The sequence below is a fragment of the Vibrio sp. ECSMB14106 genome (assembly GCF_000972265.1).
GTDB classification, from domain to species: Bacteria; Pseudomonadota; Gammaproteobacteria; order Enterobacterales; family Vibrionaceae; genus Vibrio; species Vibrio kanaloae.
In genome coordinates, this window is the sequence record NZ_LAUM01000006.1 from 141,020 (window position 1) to 162,709 (window position 21,690).

Annotated in this window: 16 protein-coding genes and 1 pseudogene; 14 read left to right on the forward strand and 3 right to left on the reverse strand. The window is 40.9% G+C overall.

What is annotated here, in order from left to right:
- Positions 1 to 114 precede the first annotated feature (114 nt).
- Positions 115 to 549, reverse strand: a complete 435-nt coding sequence (locus tag WR49_RS06475; protein ID WP_017055667.1) for a rhodanese-like domain-containing protein — start codon at positions 547 to 549, stop codon at positions 115 to 117.
- A 213-nt stretch (positions 550 to 762) separates the two neighbouring features.
- On the opposite strand from WR49_RS06475, the pseudogene WR49_RS06480 reads away from it, so the two are divergent.
- From WR49_RS06480 to WR49_RS06505, 6 genes and pseudogenes are all read left to right on the forward strand, one after another.
- Positions 763 to 1,717, forward strand: a pseudogene (locus WR49_RS06480) (IS5 family transposase).
- Positions 1,718 to 1,994: 277 nt separating this feature from the next.
- Complete coding sequence (locus WR49_RS06485; protein ID WP_197078522.1) at positions 1,995 to 3,710, forward strand: polysaccharide pyruvyl transferase family protein; 1,716 nt, start codon at positions 1,995 to 1,997, stop codon at positions 3,708 to 3,710.
- Positions 3,700 to 4,536 (forward strand): polysaccharide pyruvyl transferase family protein, encoded by an 837-nt coding sequence (locus WR49_RS06490; RefSeq protein ID WP_052715021.1) that lies wholly within the window; start codon positions 3,700 to 3,702, stop codon positions 4,534 to 4,536. The genes WR49_RS06485 and WR49_RS06490 overlap by 11 nt, the downstream gene beginning before the upstream one ends.
- Entirely contained in the window at positions 4,529 to 5,413 is an 885-nt protein-coding gene (locus tag WR49_RS06495) for a glycosyltransferase family 2 protein (RefSeq protein ID WP_046223454.1), read from the forward strand. Before WR49_RS06490 ends, WR49_RS06495 begins: the two co-directional genes overlap by 8 nt.
- Positions 5,413 to 6,222 carry a hypothetical protein gene (locus WR49_RS06500; RefSeq protein WP_046223455.1) on the forward strand — a complete coding sequence of 270 codons (810 nt, stop codon included), beginning with the start codon at positions 5,413 to 5,415 and terminating at the stop codon, positions 6,220 to 6,222. The genes WR49_RS06495 and WR49_RS06500 overlap by 1 nt, the downstream gene beginning before the upstream one ends.
- Positions 6,222 to 7,373 carry a glycosyltransferase family 4 protein gene (locus WR49_RS06505; protein WP_046223456.1) on the forward strand — a complete coding sequence of 384 codons (1,152 nt, stop codon included), beginning with the start codon at positions 6,222 to 6,224 and terminating at the stop codon, positions 7,371 to 7,373. The genes WR49_RS06500 and WR49_RS06505 overlap by 1 nt, the downstream gene beginning before the upstream one ends.
- Positions 7,374 to 7,464: 91 nt before the next feature.
- Here the strand turns inward: WR49_RS06505 and WR49_RS06510 are convergent, their stop codons facing one another.
- Positions 7,465 to 9,330, reverse strand: coding sequence for a nucleoside-diphosphate sugar epimerase/dehydratase (locus WR49_RS06510; RefSeq protein ID WP_046223457.1), 1,866 nt, complete (start codon positions 9,328 to 9,330; stop codon positions 7,465 to 7,467).
- 173 nt (positions 9,331 to 9,503) lie between these two features.
- Here WR49_RS06510 and WR49_RS06515 point away from each other — a divergent pair, with 173 nt between their 5' ends.
- The 8 genes from WR49_RS06515 (at position 9,504) to WR49_RS06550 (ending at position 20,334) form a co-directional block, all read left to right on the forward strand.
- Entirely contained in the window at positions 9,504 to 10,478 is a 975-nt protein-coding gene (locus WR49_RS06515; protein WP_046223458.1) for a UDP-glucose 4-epimerase family protein, read from the forward strand.
- A gap of 233 nt (positions 10,479 to 10,711) precedes the next feature.
- The gene (locus WR49_RS06520; protein ID WP_046223459.1) at positions 10,712 to 11,257 is read left to right on the forward strand and encodes a sugar transferase; all 546 of its coding nucleotides are present in this window, start codon (positions 10,712 to 10,714) and stop codon (positions 11,255 to 11,257) included.
- A 616-nt stretch (positions 11,258 to 11,873) separates the two neighbouring features.
- Positions 11,874 to 12,416, forward strand: a complete 543-nt coding sequence (locus tag WR49_RS06525) for an outer membrane beta-barrel protein (RefSeq protein ID WP_046223460.1) — start codon at positions 11,874 to 11,876, stop codon at positions 12,414 to 12,416.
- Positions 12,417 to 12,435: 19 nt separating this feature from the next.
- Positions 12,436 to 13,320, forward strand: a complete 885-nt coding sequence (locus WR49_RS06530; RefSeq protein ID WP_046223461.1) for a hypothetical protein — start codon at positions 12,436 to 12,438, stop codon at positions 13,318 to 13,320.
- A gap of 170 nt (positions 13,321 to 13,490) precedes the next feature.
- Positions 13,491 to 15,572, forward strand: a complete 2,082-nt coding sequence (locus tag WR49_RS06535; RefSeq protein ID WP_231574689.1) for a YjbH domain-containing protein — start codon at positions 13,491 to 13,493, stop codon at positions 15,570 to 15,572.
- A 685-nt stretch (positions 15,573 to 16,257) separates the two neighbouring features.
- The gene (locus WR49_RS06540) at positions 16,258 to 17,391 is read left to right on the forward strand and encodes a polysaccharide export protein (protein ID WP_046223463.1); all 1,134 of its coding nucleotides are present in this window, start codon (positions 16,258 to 16,260) and stop codon (positions 17,389 to 17,391) included.
- Between the two features lie 209 nt (positions 17,392 to 17,600).
- Positions 17,601 to 18,041 (forward strand): low molecular weight protein-tyrosine-phosphatase, encoded by a 441-nt coding sequence (locus WR49_RS06545; protein ID WP_046223464.1) that lies wholly within the window; start codon positions 17,601 to 17,603, stop codon positions 18,039 to 18,041.
- A 121-nt stretch (positions 18,042 to 18,162) separates the two neighbouring features.
- A complete protein-coding gene (locus WR49_RS06550) occupies positions 18,163 to 20,334 on the forward strand; it encodes a polysaccharide biosynthesis tyrosine autokinase (protein ID WP_046223465.1) in 2,172 nt (723 codons plus the stop codon).
- Between the two features lie 254 nt (positions 20,335 to 20,588).
- Here WR49_RS06550 and glpQ read toward each other — a convergent pair whose 3' ends face one another.
- Positions 20,589 to 21,644, reverse strand: coding sequence for a glycerophosphodiester phosphodiesterase (gene glpQ / locus WR49_RS06555; RefSeq protein ID WP_046223466.1), 1,056 nt, complete (start codon positions 21,642 to 21,644; stop codon positions 20,589 to 20,591).
- Positions 21,645 to 21,690 lie beyond the last annotated feature (46 nt).

Sequence of the window (21,690 nt, forward strand, 5' to 3'; positions counted from 1 at the left end):
CCTTAAAAATTTATAATTAGGTTTTGCTCGTCATATCAGCCGAACAAAACCTTAAAGTCATATTCGTGTAATTAGGTCAGCTTACTTCTTGTAGTTAACGGTTTTTGCCTTGAACTACTTCTTACCTTTAACTAAAGGCAAGTTAGCTTCGCTCCAAGCCACTAAGCCACTTTTCAGTACGCTAACATTTTCAAAACCAGCTTTAACCAGTAAGTTAGCGCTTTCTTGAGCAGTTTGACCTGTCTTGCATACTACGATGATTGGGTCAGCTTTATGACTTTCAAGGTTACCAAAGCTATTTGCTTTAATATCTGACGGCAAAATGTGAAGTGCGTCAGTAATATGTCCCTTTTTGAATTCATCCTTTGTACGAATATCAACCACAACGCCGTTTTCACGGTTAATTAGTTGTGTGGTTTGCGCTGCAGTAACCTCTTTGTAGGCCGCGTTTGATGTTTTGATAACGCTCGCAATGATGGCAACAACCAAGCCGATCCATACGATGGCTAAAATCATATTCTCTTGAAAAAATGGAACTAACTCTTGCATATCTTGAACTCTTATTCGTTATTGGGCGAAAAACTATAGGTCAGGAGTATAGCGAAGTTTAGTTTTTTGTATAGAGAGCTTAAAAGGATTCTACCGCTTAGTTGTGCATGCCGTTAGAGTGTTTTGGGGGTATCAAACATGATGTACAAATATTCATAAAGAATGAGCTTTGTTGCATAAATCGAATGAACTAAATCAGAATCTTACGATCAGATCAGGGACAACGCATTCACTTACTTTAATTTCAGGCCGAAGCCTCGCTACAAACCCACTAACTGGCGCAAGTACAATAACTCACTAATCAACCGAGGTTCACTTACGTTCTGGATTGACGAAGAGGCGATAACTGAGTGGAAACAACCTAAGCAGGATAGGCGTGGTAGACCACGATTGTTTAGTGACCTAGCTATTACAACTGCTCTTATGGTAAAGCGAATTTTTTCCTTGCCTTTAAGGGCGTTGCAAGGCTTTATCGACTCCGTTTTTAGATTGGCGAATGTTCCATTGGTTTGTCCCCACTATACCGGCATAAGTCGTCGAGCTAAGGATGTCGAGGTTTGCTTTAAAACCTCTTCACGAGGCACTATTCAGCACCTAGCCATTGATGCAACTGGACTCAAGGTATACGGTGAGGGCGAATGGAAAGTGAAAAAGCATGGAACCGATGGTAAGTGTCGAGTCTGGCGTAAACTCCATCTTGCCGTTGATATCGATACTCATGAAATTATCGCAGCTGAGCTGACACTATCAGGCGTGACAGATGCGAAAGTACTCCCCAATCTACTCAAACAAACACGCAGAACCATCCAGGAGATCTCGGGAGATGGCGCATACGATACAAGGGAGTGCTATAGGGCGATTAGGGTTAAGAAAGCGAGACCTCTAACCCCTCCGCTTGAGGGAGCAGCCTTCTGGGGAAAGGGGCATCCACGCAATCTGGCGGTTGGCTGCCAGAAACTCTATGGGTAGAACAAAAAGTGGAAACAGAAGTATGGTTACCACAGACGTTCACTGTCTGAAACCGCTATGTATCGCGTGAAACAGTTGCTTGGAGCATCACTCACTCTTCGTAATTACAATGCACAAGTTGGGGAGAGTTACGCCATGATCAAAGCACTCAACAAGTTAACTGAGGATAGATATGCCCGAAACTCAGTATATCGTTTAAAAGGTGTACGATTTAGCTAGCGTCCGCTCTTAAGCTGAATTCAGCAACAAAGCCAGCTGAATGCTGTCCTAAAGCTATTTGAACGGTAAAGTGGTAGTTAATCGAATTGTATGATGAATTATTTATATAAATTACTTATGATATTTTTCTATTGTATTGTCTATCGCGTTGAGGTGATGGTTATGATATAATACTACGATTTTTTACTCATTAATGTATGTTTTAATAATTTGGTTATATTAAGACAGACTAAACGAATTATAATTTGGTGATGATAGTGAACAATGTATTAATATATTCATTTTATACTGATGATAAATATTACTCTAAAAAGAAAGATGAACTAATAGCTAATTTAAAAAGGCTTAATATTGAATATAAAATTGACTTGCTTACAATCCCTGAAGGTTTAGAGTGGAGTGATGTTTGTAGAAAAAAAATTGAAATGTTCAATCAAGCATGTGTTGAAAATCCGGATAAAAAAGTTTTCTGGATTGATGTAGATTGTCAAATTAATTACTTGCCTGAATATATTGCTAATTTTAGCTCAGATATTATAGGCTTCGCTCGAGGTTTCTCATCACCGATGAAAACAGGTTATCATTTACGAAGCCGTTTTTGGGAACCTTGCTTTATTGGAGTCAATAATACACCTAATGCAAGACGATTTATTAGCGATGCATTAGCTAAAGAGAAAGAGTTTACTGGCAAAGCAACCGATGATTACTTTTTTGAAGAGTCATGGCGTATGAATTGTGATTTATTGAGTTATCAAGTTATTCCTTCAAGGGAGAGAGCTGATGGTGAAAGCGAAGGGTTTTTTAGTTTTGGTGCCTCTGGTAATGTAGAGAACTTTGTAGGTAAAGTCGCTCAACACGAAAAAATAAATAATAGTACTGATAAGAAGCAAGTATTGATCAGCACGCTGTCGAAATTTGGACTTCTTAAGTATGCTATAAAAGCTAAAAGAGTTATTTCCGGTGGAGTAAATACAGCGGAAGTTCATGCGGAAAAACTATCTCTAAAAAGCTTTAAGCATAAAGTGTTAGTAAGTGCTCTAAATAATAAATTTGAACAAATTTCCGACTTGAGAAATAAGAATATTATGGCTCAAGATCAAGTGAAGAGTGATATTTTAGCTCAAGCCGACTCAATCCTTGAGTACCAAAACTATGCCAATGGATTAAACCCTATCCCCTTATGTTGGTGGTTTAATCCAGCACCAGGTAACTTTGGTGATTGGTTAAGTCCTTACATTATAACCAGAATTGCAAATCGCTCTGTGAAGCTGATAACGCCAAATAAAATGAAGTCCTTTGATGGTAAAAACCTTATATCAATCGGTTCAATTGCTAAATTTGCAAATAGCAAATCTGTAGTGCTTGGTTCGGGTGTTAGCCGAAGAGAAACTGAACTCAATAATGGTGCAGAGTATCTGATGCTTAGAGGTCCGATTACTAAAGAGGTATTGGAATATGATGGCGGCTCTATGACAAGAGAGGTTTTTGGTGATCCTGCTATTGTTATGCCAAAGATTTTCGAATGTGAAAGAAGTTATAATGGTAGAGTTGCATTAGTTCGCCACTTTTCGCACCTCGATGTAAATATTACTCTATCTGATAATATGGATGAAATTTCTATTTTAGCTTCAAGCTCGAATGATATTGAGTCTCTAATCTCTGAATTAAATAAATATGATTCGGTAATTACAAGTGCTATGCATTGCTATATTATATGTCAGGCATATGGAATACCTACAGCTCTAGTTAACTGGGCGTCTCACAGCGATAGGGTTGCTGGGGATGGTATGAAATACATTGATTATGCTGAGGGTGTTGGAGTTCAAGCCTTTGCTCCTAAGATTATAGCTGATGATTTTAATTCTATAGATGTGCAAAGCTTGCTTAACCATGAAAGAATATCTCAACAAAAAATTGATGAAACATACTCTTACTTGAGTCACGTAATTGACGAGTTTAAAAATGATTTTTAAAAAAAATATTAGACTTAATAAGTCGGATTTTTTTTTCTTTTTGAATAACATCAAAGATTATTTAAGTTTTGGTGATAGTAAAGTGTCTATTTGGTATTTTACTAAAATAAAGAATGTAGGGGATCTAGTTGGTCCCTATATAATTTCTAGTATTACTAAAAAACCAATAAGAAAGAACATACTTGGTGTTGGAAAACATTATTTATCTGCGGGGAGCATTTTAGAACAAGCTACGAAAAGTAGTATAGTTTGGGGAAGTGGAGTAATTAGTTCAACACAAAACGTTCCTGATTTCTTACAAAATGTATCATTAGTTCGTGGCTACTTAACTAAAAATAGGATACTTAATGGCGAATTTGATAATAAAATTGCCGTTGGCGATCCTGCTTTAGCGCTTCCTAGGTTTTATGTTCCTTCGGCTTCTAAGAAGTTTAAAATAGGTATCATACCTCATTATGTAGACTTCGATGATGTCACTAACTCAAACCAGGATGATAACATTCGAGTTATTGATGTCCGTCAAGATGTGGAAGATTTTATTGACGATTTAGTTTCATGTGAATATATTTTTTCTTCATCTTTACATGGTTTGATTATAGCTGATGCATATGGTGTACCTAACAAGTGGATTAAGCTATCCAATAAGTTAGATGGTGATGATTTTAAGTTTTATGATTATTATTCTGTTTACCCTAAGAGAGAAGTATCCCCTCTTACTTTGGGGTACGATAACTCACATGACTTTAATGATTATCTAGAACTGTGCAGTTATCAACAAGATGATATTTTGATCGATAATATATTGAGAAGCTTTAATTATGATTAGTGTGACAATTGTTGTCCCTATTTACAATAAAGAAGACTATATAATCAAGCTTGTAGAAACTATAGAAAGCCAATCCATACAACCTAACGAGGTTATTTTTATAGATGATGCCTCGACTGATTATTCTCTAAAAATACTGAAAAGTCTGAACTTAGACGAGAAATTTAAGATAATTGAAAATAGTATTAATTTAGGTGTGTCTCAGTCTAGAAATTTAGGAATATCTTTATCTAAAAATGACATAGTTTGCCTTTTGGACAGTGATGACTACCTTGAAGCTGATTATTTAATTTCTATGTATAAAGTAATGACAGAATTAAATTGTGACTTGTTGGGTTCATCTTATGCTTTTGATATTAATGGTAAGATAAAACATGCAAGAACAGTTAGTTGTGATGTTGATCATGTTAGGAAAGTATCGCTAAAAGATTTCTATAGAAGTTCATTATTTCATAGTTTACCTTTTACATGTTCTTCGGTTTTATTGAATAAAGAGAAGTTCTTGTCGCTAGGTGGTTTTCCTGTTGGGATTTCCATGGGCGAAGACCAGGTTCTTTGGACTAAGTTTTTGACTGAAGGGAAGTGCTATTTTATGAATAAATCTAAGGCTTATTATAGATTGAATGTAGCTAACTCCGCGTGTAGTAATAATTTATCTTCCGGATGGTTGGATTATCTTCCCCTTTTGAAAAACGAACAGTCAATATTTTACGATCTATATATATTCAAACTAATAAGTTATTATATGTTTTTTGTTTCCGATAAATCAAAATCCGATTATAAACAAGTTGTTAGATTGATTAAGCGGTGGTATCTACGTGCTCCTTTGGGAGGGCTCATTCAAACAATGAAAATACTTACAAAGGTTAAACATTAATGAATGCTATTAGTGCAATGATTAAATTGACTATTCATGTTGTTAGGAATATGAATCGTAAGTTTAAAGTGGTTTTTTCACTAATTTTGATATATATGCTCATTTCTCCTGTTTTTGAGTTGGCCATTTTTAACCTTATAGCATCTCTTCTTTCTGGTGATACTTCAGAAAAGTCGTCATCCTATTTATTATTGGCCTTGATGGCTTTAATATATGTTTTTAATTCCTGTCTTAAATTTTATACAAAAATAGGGAAAGTTAAATATATAAACGAAATAGTGGCTTTGACAGATAAAAATAGTGAGTCAGTGTTAAAGGGTAATATAAACTGGCTGAGAATGACGTTCTTAGAATTATTTAACGCAGTAAATTCGCTTGGCCATATTATTATTATATCGGTCCTGTCTGTTTTTATAAATAATATATTTGGTGTCATACTACTGCTTGGTGTTTCTGTTATATTTTTTGTTTTCAATGTGGAGTTGAAAAAACAAATATATCTTCAAAAAAAGATAAGATATAACACTTCCCTTTTAAGCTATCAGAAAGGCGAGAGCAATGTCTTGGCCAGAACTAAAGCTTCTGAAAAAATAACATTTATAATCAACTCCCTGGTTGCTGTGCTTATTGCTGCTTTGTTTTTTTGTCATATTGAGGGGCTTGTTGGGGCTAAAAATGGTTTAATATTATTGTTTGTTATCCGTTTTATTAGTTCTAATTTGTCTAATTTGGGCTCGTGTCTAATGAGGTTTAGCCGGGGTTGGGTTAATGTATTTGATAAGTATGACTCAGTATTGGAGAAACAATAATGGCTCGTATTGTTTATGTTGTAAATGTTGATTGGTACTTCAAACTTCATTGGGTAAATAGAGCTTTAGCTGCCAAAAAAAGCGGTTATGATATTACGATAATCACGCATTTCACCAGTACGGATATTCGAGGTTACTTTGAAGAGCTCGGATTCGATTGTATTGAACTGTCATTTTCCCGAAGCGGTGTGAATCCGTTCCTTGAGCTAGTTTCACTGTTCAAGCTTTATAAGCATTTAAAAGATCTACAGCCGAACTTAGTTCATTGTATCACAGTGAAGCCTTCAATATATGGTGGTTTGGTTTCTAATCTGTTAAGGCTTTCTTCATTAAAAAGTATTACAGGGTTAGGTGCAGTTTTTTCTAGTGAATCCCTCTTGTTTAGATTGTTAAGACCAATGGTAACAAGTTTCTATTATATGGTAGGTAACTCCGATAAGGGAGCATTTATATTCGAAAATAATTCTGATCGAACTATTTTCGAAAGAGCCCAAATAGGTCGTAAACAGCCATTAATACACATTGCAGGAGCCGGCGTCGACGTGTCACACTTTTACGAAAAATCCGTCGCTCTGGATTGTCTAGAGAGGGGTAAGCCATTGATTGTACTGTTTGCCGCTCGCCTGCTTAAAGACAAAGGTCTCGACACTTTGATGTCTGCGCTAGATTCTGTGAAAAGACAAGGTATTGACGTCGAGCTTTGGGTTGCAGGGTTATTTGACCTAGATTCTAAAAACTCATACACAGAAAAAGAAATTCAGACGCTCTCGGATGATGGGAAAATTAAGTGGTTAGGTTCTATTGCTGGTAAAGAAATGCCTTCAGTATTGAACTCAGTTGACATAGTCGCACTACCCACGCGTTATGGTGAGGGAATCCCTAGGATATTGATAGAGGCTGGTGCGACAGCTCGGGTCGTTTTGACATCGAATGTGAGCGGATGTAATGAATTCATATCAGACAAAATCAATGGTCGACTACTTGATCCTTCAGCGGTGGAGGAGTGGAGTCAGTGTATTATGGATATTGTTTCTAATCCATCGAGCTATCAATCTTATGCTGGGTGTCTAGCTAATGAGGTTAAAACTCGATATAGCGATGAAGTTGTAATCAGAAGGTTTCTAGAACTCTATGATACGCATTGTCGGTGATAGGCGTTTGCGACCGAGTTTTATTACTTAACTATTGCTCGAGTCGCATTGTTTTCACAGTTCGTTTGATTTAGCTTTTGCTCATTCGAGTCTATTTATTAAGAGTATAGCCTGTCGGCGCTTCTAGCAATATTCTTCTAATGCACTCCACATTAAAATCATGGCAGCATTCATCTAGTTCGTTTAAGAGAATTTGCATCTCTGGCCAACTAAGTTTGCTCTCTTGAGCTGTCATGATTTTTTCGTGGCTCGTGCCTTCAACATTATCTCCAATTAAAAGTTCTTCATATAACTTCTCGCCAGGCCTTAGGCCAGTAAATTTAATCTCAATATCGCCTTCATCTGAGTTTGAGCCTAGTTTTTCTTTCATTCCCATTAGGTGAACCATGCGTTTTGCAAGGTCTAGGATTTTAACGGGTTCGCCCATATCGAGAACGAATACTTGGCCATTATTCCCTATTGCTCCTGCTTGAATAACGAGCTGTGCGGCTTCTGGGATAAGCATGAAGTAGCGAATGATGTCTGGGTGGGTTACCGTTACAGGGCCGCCACATTTGATTTGCTTTTTAAATAATGGGACAACCGAACCTGAAGACCCTAAAACATTGCCAAATCGCACCATAGTAAAGGTCGTTTGGGTATCTTTGTCAGCTAAGCCTTGCAGAACGAGCTCCGCCATCCTTTTACTCGCTCCCATCACATTCGTTGGTCTTACCGCTTTGTCTGTAGAAATGAGAGTGAAATTCTTAACGCCACATTCTATCGCGGCTTGCGCGCAGGATAACGTGCCAAATACATTGTTACGGATCCCTTCTACGACATTATCTTCGACTAGAGGCACGTGCTTGTATGCTGCGGCATGATATAAAGTGTCAACTTCATAGCTTGTCATCAGCTTTTCAAGGCGATTTTGTCTTTGAACTGAGCCTAGTGCAGTAATAATTTGAGTTTGGCTTTTAAGATTATGCTTAGTCGCATTTAGCTCTTGCTCGATCTTATAAAGGTTATATTCATTTAACTCGAATAAGACCAGTGTTTTTGGTTTTTGAGCTATTATTTGACGGCACAGTTCAGAACCTATTGAACCTCCGGCGCCAGTAACCATCACACTCTTATCGAAGATATTCTTAGTCAATAAGTTATTATCTGGGGTAATCGGTGTTCGTCCTAATAGATCAGCAACATCGAGATCTTTGACTTCGGTAGCGGTTGCTTTACCTGCAGCAATATCTTCTACCGATGGAACCGATTGTATCGCGATAGGCCAGTGTGATAATTTCTCAACTAACCTTAAACGCTCACCTTTATTAATACCGTTGATAGCTAAAAGAAGCTTTACCGGTTGATAAAGTGATTGAAGGTGTTCAAATTCGCTGGGACGGTGGACTTTGAGTCCAGATAGAATTTGACCGGATTTGGCCGGGTCATCATCTAATATTACGACTGGGTTGTATTCGTCACCATGTATTAAAGCGTATGCGAGTTCACGACCAGTAGCGCCTGCGCCATAAATAAACACATTGGGCTTATGGCGTTTGAACATTTGGTCGTAAACCGTGCGGATCATTATTCTTGGGCCGCCTAATGTCAGTATCGCTAACCCGGCATAAATAAAAGGGACACTTCTTGGTATAAAGGTGTGAAAGAAGAATCCGCACATGATTAACGTGAGTGATGAGATAAGTACGGCAAAGAAAATATTACCAACGGCTGGAAACATCATATAACGTAATACCGCTCGATACATTCCAAGTTTTGCGAAGCTGAATATGGTCACCGAAATGGTAATAACGAGTGTTACCCACTCATCAAAGCTCAAGTTGAATGTATATGTGCTTAGCCGTAACGCTGTCGCCAAATAAATAGATAAAGTGATGGCAAAAATGTCATAGCCAATACTGATCAAGCGTTTGTTTTTTCGCTTTGTGTTGAGAATAAGACGTATTGGCGTAAGCATTGTAATCCTTGGTGTGTTCTATTTTCTGATGATTGCAGAGGAATATTTTAATTCGATAATATTTTAATGTTCTTGGGTGCGGTAAGCTAGTTGTAATTGATGGTTCTGTGGGCCTCAGTTGTTTTACTGTTAATATTGTTTGTTATTTGTCCGATTTTTAGGCCCTTTGTATTATGAAAATATTAGTTACTGGCAGCACTGGCTTTGTGGGGGCTCGAGTTGTTGAGCTGTCAGAAGAGCGTGGATGGAAAGTCGCGCCTGTGGTGCGTAAAACCACTCAAAAACAGCCTAATAGCTTGGTTGTTAATAGCTTGGTTAGTAATAGCTTTGTGGTTTCTTCTATTGATTCGAGTACGGATTGGTCTGGTGCTTTTGACGGTGTGGACTGTGTTGTTCATTGCGCTGCGCGTGTGCATCAAATGAATGAGAATGAACAAGATGCTTTAACGGCTTATCGAGAAACAAACACTCAGGGTACCGTCACTTTAGCAGCGCAAGCGGCCGATGCCGGCGTGAAACGATTCGTTTTTGTAAGCTCGATTAAAGTTAACGGTGAATGTAGTGAACCAAACTCACCCTTTGAGCCTGATTTAAATAGCATCCCGCAAGACCCATATGGCTTGAGCAAATATGAAGCCGAAGTTGAGTTAACGGAGATTTCAAAAAATACTGGGTTAGAGGTCGTTATCATCAGGCCGCCATTGGTTTATGGGCCTGGCGTAAAAGCGAATTTCTTATCTATGATGCGATTGACAGACAAAGGCATCCCGCTTCCTTTCGGCTCTATCAATAATAAAAGAAGTTTGGTTTATCTGGATAATTTATCCGATTTGATACTAACCTGTTGTGAACACCCTTCAGCTCCGGGCTATACCTTCTTGGCTTCTGACTATCATGATGTCTCCACGACTCAATTAATACGGACTATCGCTCAATCTATGGACAAAACCCCTCGGCTTATCCCCATTCCAATGTCTTGGATACAAATTGGTGCCTCAGTTTTAAAGAAACAGCACATAGCACAAAGAGTATGTGGCAGCCTCCAGGTAGAGACACGAACCACACAAGAGGTTTTGGGTTGGACTCCTCCTGTTACCTTTGAACAAGGGATAAAAAACACAGTGCAAGCGTATCTAGATTCCAAATAACTCGGATCTCACTTCTTAAGTAACAGAATGGCGGAATGACGATATTGCATTCTTCGCTGTTTGGAACAATGTCGTTGATGCTTTGCGTTAGTTTTTGGATGGTGTGTTGAATTCGAGCTATTGTGTTTTTTATAACCGTGTGCGCTATGTGCTTTGTACCAAGGGTTGTTATTTTGAACAGTGAGGTCGGACGTGATTCAGAATTTGTGTAATTTTTTAGAAAGGGTTTTAAGTTGATTCGTATATTAGATTTTATTTTTGCTTTCTTTGGCCTGTTGTTCCTTTGGCCTGTTTTTCTTGTCATTTGTATTCTTGGTTATTTTGACACAGGTTCCCCCATCTTTTTTCAGACACGAGTCGGGCGTAATAAAAAACCATTCACTTTGGTTAAATTCCGCACTATGCCAGTGGAAACAAAGTCTGTTGCGACGCACTTAGTTGGAGCGAGTTCGGTGACTAAGCTTGGTGGCTTCTTACGCAAAACCAAGCTTGATGAACTACCTCAACTCTATAACGTCCTGAAAGGTGAAATGAGTTTAGTTGGCCCAAGGCCATGTTTGTTTAACCAAAAAGAACTGATTGATGAGAGAGAATCAAGAGGCGTACTCGCGGTAAGGCCTGGTGTTACTGGATTAGCTCAGATCAATGATATCGATATGTCGACACCGAGCACATTGGCAGAGTGGGACCAGCGTATGCTTAACACATTGAATACTAAACTTTACTTCCAATACATCATTCAAACGGTACTAGGCAAAGGCTCCGGTGATCGGGTGTAGCCTTATATAAGTGATAGCGTTGAATACAGAGTCATAGAGTTGAATATAAAGCGATAAAGCTGAACGATGCCTTTATCGACTCATAACGTTAGCTTTATGAAGTTTTTGAACCGTTGTGGTGCGTTTATTAATTATACATTTACTTGATAGTTGTTATTATCTATCATGTGTTCAATCAGTTGTTTAAGCTGAGTTATTCCTTTTTGCAAAACCTATCAGCAAGTCAGTAGGTAGGTAGGTAGTTAAGGAAGGCCTAAGCAGGTGGTTTGGCTATCGCAGTCAAAGAGGCTTTCTTCTGACGTCTGTGATCTAAGAGTTCCACTCTCGGAGTTGAGAGCAAAAAGGAGTACTTGTGATTGGCTTATGGTGTACTAAGCAAGTGACTCTTAAGTTCTTTAAGCTCAATTAAACATAGACAAACCTAGCGCTAATGAAGAGTGCAACATTGAGTGGTGATATCACCGATGTTGCTTAAATACGTCAGTTGTTTGGGGTCGGAAAGTACGTATGGCTGCCTGATTTTTTGGGTCGTTGTACAAGAACTGATTAGACTACCACGCAGATTTGCTAGGAAAATCGGCATCAATTCAGTTTGAAATATGGAAGATATAATTATATGAAAATGCAGTGGTTAGTTAAAGCTTCACCTTTGTTGTTGCTATCAGCAACAGCAATGGGAGCTGACAATTTATACGTAGGCGCTAAAGTTGGTAGTGTCTCTGCCGATAAGTTTTCCCCTTTAGTAGAAAGCAGAACGGCTATTGATGATTCAGACACCTCTTACGGTTTGTTTGTCGGTTATCAGATTGTCGATTCATTAGCCATAGAAGGTGGTTACAGCTACCTTGGTGAATATGATCTTAAAGACATTGCCGGTGGCAGCTACGACGCGAGCAGTTTTGATGTCGTGCTAAAAGCCTCAGGTAATGTAAACGATAGTTTGGCAGTGTATGCCAAAGGCGGCTTTGCTGTTTATGATTGGAATGCAAATGGTAAGGGTGTTGAGTCTGATGATTCAGGCGTTGCTCCAACCATTGCTTTTGGTACTGAATACTCCATGACATCAGCAATGAAAATTGGCCTAGAATACCAAATATACCAAGATGTTGGTGGTGTAAGTATCGATTCATTTAATGTTGCTTTGTCTCATTACTTTTAATTATTTGTAGGGATCAATTGTGAAATATAAAATTTTAGCGTTATCAGTCGTTGGTGCACTTCTAGCGGGTTGTGGCAGCGATAATGGAAACAGTGTTCCTTCGACTGAAGCATATAGCGTTATGGCGTATGACCCTGCAGTCATGGGTATGAAAGGAACATTCAGTTGTGACGATGGCACAACGGGTACACTTGCAGCAACAAACTACAGTGGTGTTTCTGAAGTTACTGAGCTTACCGTTCTCAATTCACCTGACACTTGTGCGTTTGAGTTTCAAGCAACGCCAGGTGCCGTGGATGTATCTAATGGCAAAGACATGAGTAAGGTGAGCTACAAGTTCCCTAAAGGGCTAGCGGCTCTAGGCAAGACTGCTACGGCTTCTCCTATCTCTACATTACTTGAGAAAAAGTTGGATGGTGCACCATACACTCCATCAGCAGGTAGCGAAATTATGGCTGATCTTGGTTTGGATGACTTGATCAATAATGGTGATATCACAGATATTACTGATTTCCTACTTCGTACTGAAGAAGTCATCTCTAAGTTGCCAGCAAAAGCAGCGAGCCGAGTATTAGCGACTAACGCTGTGTTGTCAGACGTGCTAGTGGTTAGTTCTGATGTATCAGCGGATAAGCTAGCTGGTGCTACGAAGGCTATTGCGAAAAAAGTTGTTGAAAAGTACAAGGATTACCCGAAAACAGACGCGGGCAATAAAATTTACTTGGATCTAACTGAAAACCCAACGTTCATTCAAGGTGTTGTTACTAACCCTGATGCGGATGTAACAATTCCACCTGTAGCAGAACAAGAAGCTGAGCCTGTTCCTGAACCAGATGAAGGTTCTACTGGCGCTACTGGTACTGGTACTGGCGGTGGCGGTAACGGCGGTGGTACTGGCGGCTAATTTAAGCACCAATGATAAAAGGCACCACTCGGTGCCTTTTTTACACGCTGTCATTATCAAACGCTGTCATTATTAAATACAGTTACTATCCAATATAGTCACTGTCAAATACGGTTATAACCTATTGCATCCTAATGAAAATACTCAGTCATTCTAAAAACGTATCTCTCGTGGCATCTATTAGCGCATTAGCCATTTCTTCTCATGTTTATGCTGTCGATAACCTGATGTCGTCTCAAAGTTATACCGGTGCGATTATCGTTCCCAATGCTCAGGTAATGGACACTGGAGATATCTCTTACCTCTATGGCCAAGGTGTGCCATACCGAGGGAAAACCAGCGACTTAGACAACATATTGTTTAGCGTTGGCTTATTCGATGGGTTGGAGGCAGCGGGTAGAATTGTCACCAAAACTTATGATTGTCACCTTTACCCGAATGTACCGAGCTACGATCCTAACTGTGGTAACGGCATTCGTGATTTATCGGCTTCCTTTAAATACCAACTCCCTTTTATTAAAGATTGGACGGGGTTCGATGTTGCCTTCGGCGCTCAAGATTTAGGTGGGGCGGCAAATAATTTTAAAACTTATTATGCGGTCGCTGACTATGTGCCTGACTTTGTGCCCGCTCGGTTTAGTGCGGGTTTCGGTAAGTCGGATATTAGCCATGGCGTGTTGAATGGGCCTTTCGCCAGTTTAGAGTACCAGCCATTGGATTTTGTTCAGTTGATTGCTGAGCACGACTCTGCTCAATTTAACGCTGGTTTAAAGGTGTTTACACCAGAAAACTACTTGCCGCTCGATACGCAACTCTCTTTTCAATACCAGTTTTACACCAGTGGCACTGCCGATATCGATATTTGGTCTGTGGCGGCATCTGCTCCGTTAATGGGCTTCTCTGAATCTCGCCGAGTTAATGAGTTAACTTTGGAAGACAAGATCTCAATAGAGCAAGCGCACCATGAATTTTCTGGTGTTGTGCAACTTAAGAAAGCCCTAGTTGATGAAGGCTTTCTTAATGTGAGAATTTCTGCGGATGATCTTGGTATAAATGTCGCTCTGGAAAACAGACGTTACAATCGTAACCAAGTTGATGGGGTTGGCGTGGCTTTGGGGATCATCTCTTCCTACGTGGGAGAAGGCATGCTTCAAGACCTTGGGGTTAAAAATTATCAGCAGCAGAATATTCGCCTGTTTAATTTGGTTAATGACATTCCAATGATGGAAGTGATTACCAGTGCCCCATGTTATCGAGAATTTGTGAAAACGGGCGAGCCTTGCAGAAACCTGATTGTTCGCACCTCAGATGTGAAAAAGAGATACGCCAAGGCGAAGTTTGATAAAGAGGTCGCTCGTTCCGGTTTTGGGCGCACACAAGTTATCGTTTCTCCTGCTTTGTATCACAATACAGCGACAGAATACGGTGTATTTGATTACTCATTAGCGCTCTCAACGAACCTTTATACTCCCCTGTGGAAAGGCGCCGCGTTGGATGTGAGACACTTAATGCCATTGGCGGACAGTGATGACTTTGAAGAAGGCAGAATCTGGGCCGATGATGCCTTTGAAAATGAAGTCGATAGGGTTCTTTTTCATCAAGCATTTCAGTTGCCTTATAACCTCACTACTCAATTCTCATTCGGCCAAGTGTACGGCAACTTCTTGGGCTTCTTGAACGAAACTCAGTATGCCAGCAATAGCGGGCGACATATTCTTGGTTCTGAATACGCCAACTTTTCTGCTCAAGATAAATTGGATGCGAAAGGAGACGCTATCGCAGATGCGACGCCAATCATTGGCCACTACACCTACGCAAGACCTGATTGGAATTGGCAAGGGAAAGTGCAAGCTGGCCAATTTTGGAAAGGTGACGAAGGGGTTCGAGTAACCAGCAGTCATTGGTTGGGAGATGTTAGGGTTGATGCTTCATACCAGACCACAAAAGCGGTAGGGAATAATGAAGCCGAAGAGTTTGTCACTCTTTCTATCGCGATCCCTTTAACGCCATGGCGTGATATGAACCCTGGCTATGTTCAGTTGCGTGGTATCGATCAATTTGTTTTTTCGTTTCAAACTCGAGTGGGGGAGAGCCACAACCAATTGGGTGAAGGCTTAGGTGTCGATACTGGGTTACAACACAATATTGAAAGGCAGTATTTCAACCGTAACCGAATCGGTGCGAGCTATTACCAAGAAAACCGACAACGCTTGCGTAATGCTTATCTAAAATATTTAGAAGCCGTTAAATAAGTTTGAGTAAAACAAGAAGCGAAGAGCGGGCATAAAAAGTGTTCGTTCTTTGGCTTTTTTTCGCTTACTTGTCTCTCGTTTACTGGTGTTCCTCACCTGCTCTTCCTAGTGCTAAACCATTCAACTAGGTTGATATTGAGCACAGATTGTGGATAATGCTTACGAATTAAACTGAGCGTTTGTACCTGCTCTTTTTTTTATGTTTAAATTGGCAATTCCATTCCATTTTAAATGCCTTGGTGGGCAGGTTTGAAGTGGGCAGGTTTGAATGCTTTGGTAACAAATTGAAATCCCTTGGTGGCAAATTGAAATGCTTTGGGCAAATAGATGACGCAGTGTGATGTCGCGAAATATCAAAGGGCGGTAGCGTTCTCATTTCTGATACCAATCACAGTAAGTAAGTGATCAAAAATAGCGCCGGAAAAATGCTTGAGAACAAGGCAGAATTTTTCGATAAGTAGTTATTCTACAATCAAAAATTCTAACGAAGTTATCGAGTATTTTAACAAGCTAGAGTGAGCAGTTATTTACTACGATTGGTATGACTATAAATGGGAGTAAGATCGTGTTAATTCTTCGCATCTCTCCGATTCATTGCTGTGTAACTGATAAAATCATTTGCCTACTATTCTTTGGATGTCCTTAGGGGCGTCAAAACACATTCCGTTTCTATGACTTGGTTAACATGAAGATTAATAAAAATCGTCTCCTTCTAGCGCTCCTTCCTGCATTATTGGCAGGGTGTACGACTCCAGGAACTCACCTTTCTACTGGCAACAAGAATGTGATTCAGCCTTCAGAGGAACAGCAAGAATCGGATATCTCTGATGTGGTTAACCTGTACCCATTGACGGCTCAGTCAGTATCGAGTTACCGAAATGAATCGTTATCGGTTTCCCAGGCTAACCCGACATTAGATGTTGATATTGCAAAGTATGAATATCAAGTAGGGGTCGGTGATATCTTAAACATCACTATTTGGGATCACCCTGAACTGACCATTCCTGCTGGTTCTTACCGTAGCAGTACGGAAGCGGGCAACTGGGTTCATGCCGATGGTACCATCTTCTACCCGTACATTGGGACGGTTGACGTTGTCAGCAAAACCGTGCGCGAAGTTCGTGCTGATATTGCTGCTCGTTTAGCAAAGTATATCGAGAGCCCTCAAGTCGATGTTAACGTGGCGGCGTTTCGCTCAAAAAAAGCGTATGTCACAGGCGAGATAGAAAAGCCTGGCCAACAAGCCATCACCAATATCCCGTTGACCTTACTGGATGCAGTGAACCGTTCTGGCGGTTTATCTGAAAATGCCGACTGGCGTAATGTGTCATTAACGCGTAATGGCGTAGAAGAAAGCCTCTCACTTTATGGCTTAATGCAACGTGGTGATTTAACACAAAACCGCTTACTGCAAGCGGGTGATATTGTTCACGTGCCGCGTAATGACAATCAAAAAGTATTCGTGATGGGCGAAGTGAATGATCCTCAACTGTTGAAGATCGACCGTGTCGGCATGAGCCTAACGGAAGCCCTTAGCACCGTCGGTGGGATCAACCAACTGACCGCCGATGCCACTGGTGTATTTGTGATTCGAACCTCGGATGACAAATCAGAACGCATGGCGGATATCTACCAACTTAATATGGAAGATGCATCGGCACTGGTCATAGGCACCGAGTTTGATTTAAAACCTTACGATATTGTTTATGTCACCGCCGCGCCAATCAGCCGTTGGAACCGTGTGATTGGTCAGCTTGTACCAACCATTTCGGGCTTCAACGACCTAACCGAAGGTATGTTGCGCATTCGTAATTGGTAGTATGCCCTGGTTAGTAAAAAGCCCTGACTAATCATCAGGTTACATTGAGTGTGTAACCTGATTTTTTATGTTTAAACGTCAATGATGCTGAAAGTACAAGTGCCTTTAGTTTGTAAATGCCTTTAGTTTGTAAGCTCATTCGGTTTGTAAGCACATTCGGCTTGCAAGAGTATTCAGCTTAATAAGCTCATTATAGTTAGAAGTCAGTTATGTTTGATAAAATTTTAGTGGTGTGCGTAGGCAATATTTGTCGTTCACCGACGGGAGAACGCGTTCTTCAACAATTGCTTCCCAACAAAAACATCGCCTCTGCGGGCATTGCAGCCGAAAAAAGTCGTTTAATCGGTAAGCCAGCAGACGACACCGCAATTTTAATTGCCGCTGAACATGGTATCGATGTTGAAAATCATCAGTCTCAACAAGTCACGCCGCAGCTTTGTGCTCAGTATGATTTGATCTTGGTGATGGAGAAGGGCCATTTGGAGGCGCTGACTCAAATTTCACCAGAGGCAAGAGGCAAAACCATGCTGTTTGGTCAGTGGATTGGTCAACAAGACATTCCCGATCCGCACCGTCAAAGCCGTGAAGCATTTGAACATGCTTATAAGCTTATTGACGAAGCGGCACACGCTTGGGCGAAAAAGCTGTAATTAAAGCTAAAAGAAATCGAGTTAGCTTAAACATCGCCATTAATAGAATCACATAAGAGAAAAGGGTACGTAAACCGTATTTACATTCTCTTAAAGTACTAGTTTAGGAAGTAGCAATCTGATGACAACACAACCATCTCAGCAAGCACATACTAATAACTCTGATGAGATAGATTTAGGGAAACTGCTTGGCATTCTGTTGGACGCTAAATGGTTAATCATGGTTACCACATTTGCTTTTGCTGTGTTTGGTATCGCATTTGCCCTACTTTCAACCCCGATCTACAAAGCAGATGCTCTTATTCAAATTGAAGAGAAGAGTTCTGGCGGTATCTCATCGATGGTCGGTGACATGGGCGAATTGTTCTCTCAGGAATCCTCTGCCACGACGGAAGTTGAGATCATTAAATCGCGTATGATCTTGGGCGAAACGGTCGATAAATTTAATTTAACCACCGTGACTTCACCTATTTATGCACCCATTGTCGGCAAAGGCTTCGCACGTTTAACTGGCGACATTAACCACATTGCGGTGAGCCGTTTTACCTTGCCAAGTTATGCAAGTGCTTATGCTCACACGATTCAGGTTGTTGATGCCGAACAAGGCACTTATCAACTGGTGCGTGATGATGAGCGCGTTATCTTAACCGGTAAAATCGGTGAGCCAGCAACGGCTGATGGCTACAGCTTGTTTGTGGCGGACTTTGAATCAAGTAACGGCTTTGAGTTTGCTATTGGTAAACGTAGCCGATTAGAAGCCATCGAATGGTTAAAATCTTCGCTGTCTCTCTCTGAGCAAGGCAAGCAAACTGGTATTTTGAAGCTGAGTTTTGAAGGTGAAGACAAGCAGAAGATCTCTGAAATACTCAACCATATTAGCCAGATCTATTTCTTACAAAACGTTAAGCGTAATTCCGCGGAAGCAGAGAAAAGCCTCGCTTTCTTAGAAAGCCACCTTCCGGGTATTAAATCTGAATTGACCGGCTATGAAGACGTACTAAACAATTATCGCCAAGCCAATGATTCGATCGATTTAGGTTTAGAAGCACAGTCAACCTTGAAAGTAATGGTCGAGCTTGAAGCGCAATTGAATGAGTTGACGTTTAAAGAGAGTGAAATCAGCCAACGCTTCACTAAAGATCACCCGGCTTATAAATCGCTGCTTGATAAGCGTAAAACGTTATTAGGTGAAAAAGAACGCCTCAACAAGCAGGTACAAAAACTACCAAAAACACAACGTGAAGTACTGCGTATGACACGTGATGTTGAAGTGAACCAACAGATCTACATCCAGCTACTTAATAAAGTTCAAGAGCTGAGCATTATTAAAGCCGGCACAGTGGGTAACGTTCGTATCTTAGATGATGCCCAAGCGTATTCTCGTGCGGTAAAACCGAAGAAACCACTGATTGTGGTGTTAGCGACGCTTCTTGGTGGCATGTTAAGTGTGGCGTTTGTGTTAGTAAAAGCGGCCTTTCACCGTGGTGTTGAAAGCCCTGACCAAATTGAAGAAATTGGTTTACCTGTGTACGCGGCCGTACCTAAATCTGATTTACAAGTTGAGCTAACCAACCGTTTTAAATCGAAGAAAAAGCAAACGAAAGGGACTCAAGCCCTGCTTGCTGAATCGAACCCTGCGGATCTTTCCGTTGAAGCACTGCGTGGCCTAAGAACCAGTTTGCACTTTGCGATGCTGGAAGCGAAAAATAACATACTGATGATTTCTGGCCCAGCGCCCGGCATTGGTAAGTCGTTTATCTCAACCAACTTTGCTGCGGTTGCTGCGAAAACGGGTCAAAAGGTGCTGCTGATTGATGCCGATATGCGTAAAGGTTACTTACAACAAAGCTTTGGTGTGAAGTGGGATAATGGTCTTTCGGATGTATTAAGCAGCAAGCAAGACTTTGCTCAATCAATCAAAGCAACACCGGTAGAGAATCTCGATATTCTTACGCGCGGCCAAGTGCCACCTAACCCATCTGAATTGTTAATGCACCCACGCTTTGCAGAGTTGATGGAATGGGCATCTAAGGAGTATGACTTGGTGATTGTCGATACTCCACCTGTACTCGCGGTCACCGACCCAAGTATTGTTGGTGCCTTTGCGGGTACCACATTAATGGTGGCGCGTTATGCTCAGAACACCGTTAAAGAGATTGAGGTCGCTCGTAACCGCTTCGAACAATCGGGTATTGAAGTGAAAGGCGTTATCTTTAACGCCATCGAGAAGACGGCGTCTAGTTCTTACGGCTACGGTTACTATAACTACGCTTATTCGAGCGATAAAAAATAACATCAGAGACGGGGTGTGTCACCACACCCCGTTACTCCGCCGTTCTGCCATTCCGCCATTCTGTTATTGAGAAGCGAGAAGTGAGAAGTGAGAAACGAAGTCTCTGGAATTGAGCGCTTTACCTCTGCTTTTCCACTCTTCGTATCTCGTTCTCACTCTTAGTTTTTCGTTCTTACTCTTTTTCTGCTTGCTTGATTTCTTGCTGTTTGCTTTCTTAACGGCTTAACGGCTTAACGGCTTAACGGCTTAACGGCTTAACGGCTAAGAAAATTGACCGCTTTGTCTGGAAAATCGGTAAACAACCCATCGACTTTAACTTGATTATAAAAAACATCCAGCATGCCATCAAAGTTGTCCGCATAAGCGGGAATTCTTCCCGGATCGGCGCGGAAAGTATAAGGGTGCACTTCTAATCCGGCGTCTTTAGCCGACTTCATCAACGGCTTAATCATAATATTGCTTTTGGTGGATGCATCATCAACCAGCATTGGTTTCCAAGGACCAATCCCGTCTGCGTAGCTTGCAACCTTCTCCATACCTTCGTCTTCGAACATCCAGTCATAATTGTACGGCGTCGCTTTGTCGCCTTGATAAGTCATGGTTTCATTCCAGTCTGTGTAGGCCATCAACTGTACGAGTTTCAGATCCATCTGCATGGCTGGCATGAGTTCATTGTTAATGCGTTGCAGTTCATTGGTATCAAAACTCTGTAGATACACCTTGTCATCTTTTGATAGGTAACCATATTGCTTCAAAGTCATCAGTACCGCTTTTGAAATATCTTTCCCTTCATGGCGGTGGAACCAAGGTGCTTTAATCTCAGGGTAGATCCCCACGTCATAACCTAATGTTTTATTCAGGCCTTGGATTAGCTCAATCTCTTCGGCAAAAGTCGCGACGCGAAAATCAGACTGCCACATTGGAAAGCGTTCAGGAAAACCGGCGACTTTATTCCCTTGCTTATCAATATTGAAGCCTTCGGTCACGGTGAGTGATTTGATCTCGGCCAGCGTAAAGTCAATCGCATAGTAGCGGCCATCAGCACGTGCTCGTGTTGGAAAACGCTCTGCGACATCGGTGACTCTATCTAAGTAGTGATCATGCAATACCACCAATTGGTCGTCTTTGGTCATCACGACATCTTGTTCGATATAGTCGGGTTTCATGGCATAGGCGAGCGATTTAGCGGGCAGAGTGTGCTCGGGTAAATAGCCGGATGCGCCGCGATGCGCAATCACTAAAGGATCGGCGAACGCATTGGCTGATAAGCTTAGTGCTAAAAAAGTCAGAGACAGTGACGTTGTTTTCATTATGTTTTCCTTTGATAGCACAAAGGCAGGGTTCGCCTGCCTCTGT

What these genes read in the sequence shown, in the direction of transcription:
- WR49_RS06515 (WP_046223458.1), top strand. Translation starts at nt 9,504, where the DNA reads ATGAAAATATTAGTTACTGGCAGCACTGGCTTTGTGGGGGCTCGAGTT.
- WR49_RS06505 (WP_046223456.1), top strand. Translation starts at nt 6,222, where the DNA reads ATGGCTCGTATTGTTTATGTTGTAAATGTTGATTGGTACTTCAAACTT.
- WR49_RS06495 (WP_046223454.1), top strand. Translation starts at nt 4,529, where the DNA reads ATGATTAGTGTGACAATTGTTGTCCCTATTTACAATAAAGAAGACTAT.
- WR49_RS06550 (WP_046223465.1), top strand. Translation starts at nt 18,163, where the DNA reads ATGACAACACAACCATCTCAGCAAGCACATACTAATAACTCTGATGAG.
- WR49_RS06540 (WP_046223463.1), top strand. Translation starts at nt 16,258, where the DNA reads ATGAAGATTAATAAAAATCGTCTCCTTCTAGCGCTCCTTCCTGCATTA.
- WR49_RS06510 (WP_046223457.1), bottom strand. Translation starts at nt 9,330, where the DNA reads ATGCTTACGCCAATACGTCTTATTCTCAACACAAAGCGAAAAAACAAA.
- WR49_RS06490 (WP_052715021.1), top strand. Translation starts at nt 3,700, where the DNA reads ATGATTTTTAAAAAAAATATTAGACTTAATAAGTCGGATTTTTTTTTC.
- WR49_RS06545 (WP_046223464.1), top strand. Translation starts at nt 17,601, where the DNA reads ATGTTTGATAAAATTTTAGTGGTGTGCGTAGGCAATATTTGTCGTTCA.
- glpQ (WP_046223466.1), bottom strand. Translation starts at nt 21,644, where the DNA reads ATGAAAACAACGTCACTGTCTCTGACTTTTTTAGCACTAAGCTTATCA.
- WR49_RS06500 (WP_046223455.1), top strand. Translation starts at nt 5,413, where the DNA reads ATGAATGCTATTAGTGCAATGATTAAATTGACTATTCATGTTGTTAGG.
- WR49_RS06525 (WP_046223460.1), top strand. Translation starts at nt 11,874, where the DNA reads ATGAAAATGCAGTGGTTAGTTAAAGCTTCACCTTTGTTGTTGCTATCA.
- WR49_RS06475 (WP_017055667.1), bottom strand. Translation starts at nt 549, where the DNA reads ATGCAAGAGTTAGTTCCATTTTTTCAAGAGAATATGATTTTAGCCATC.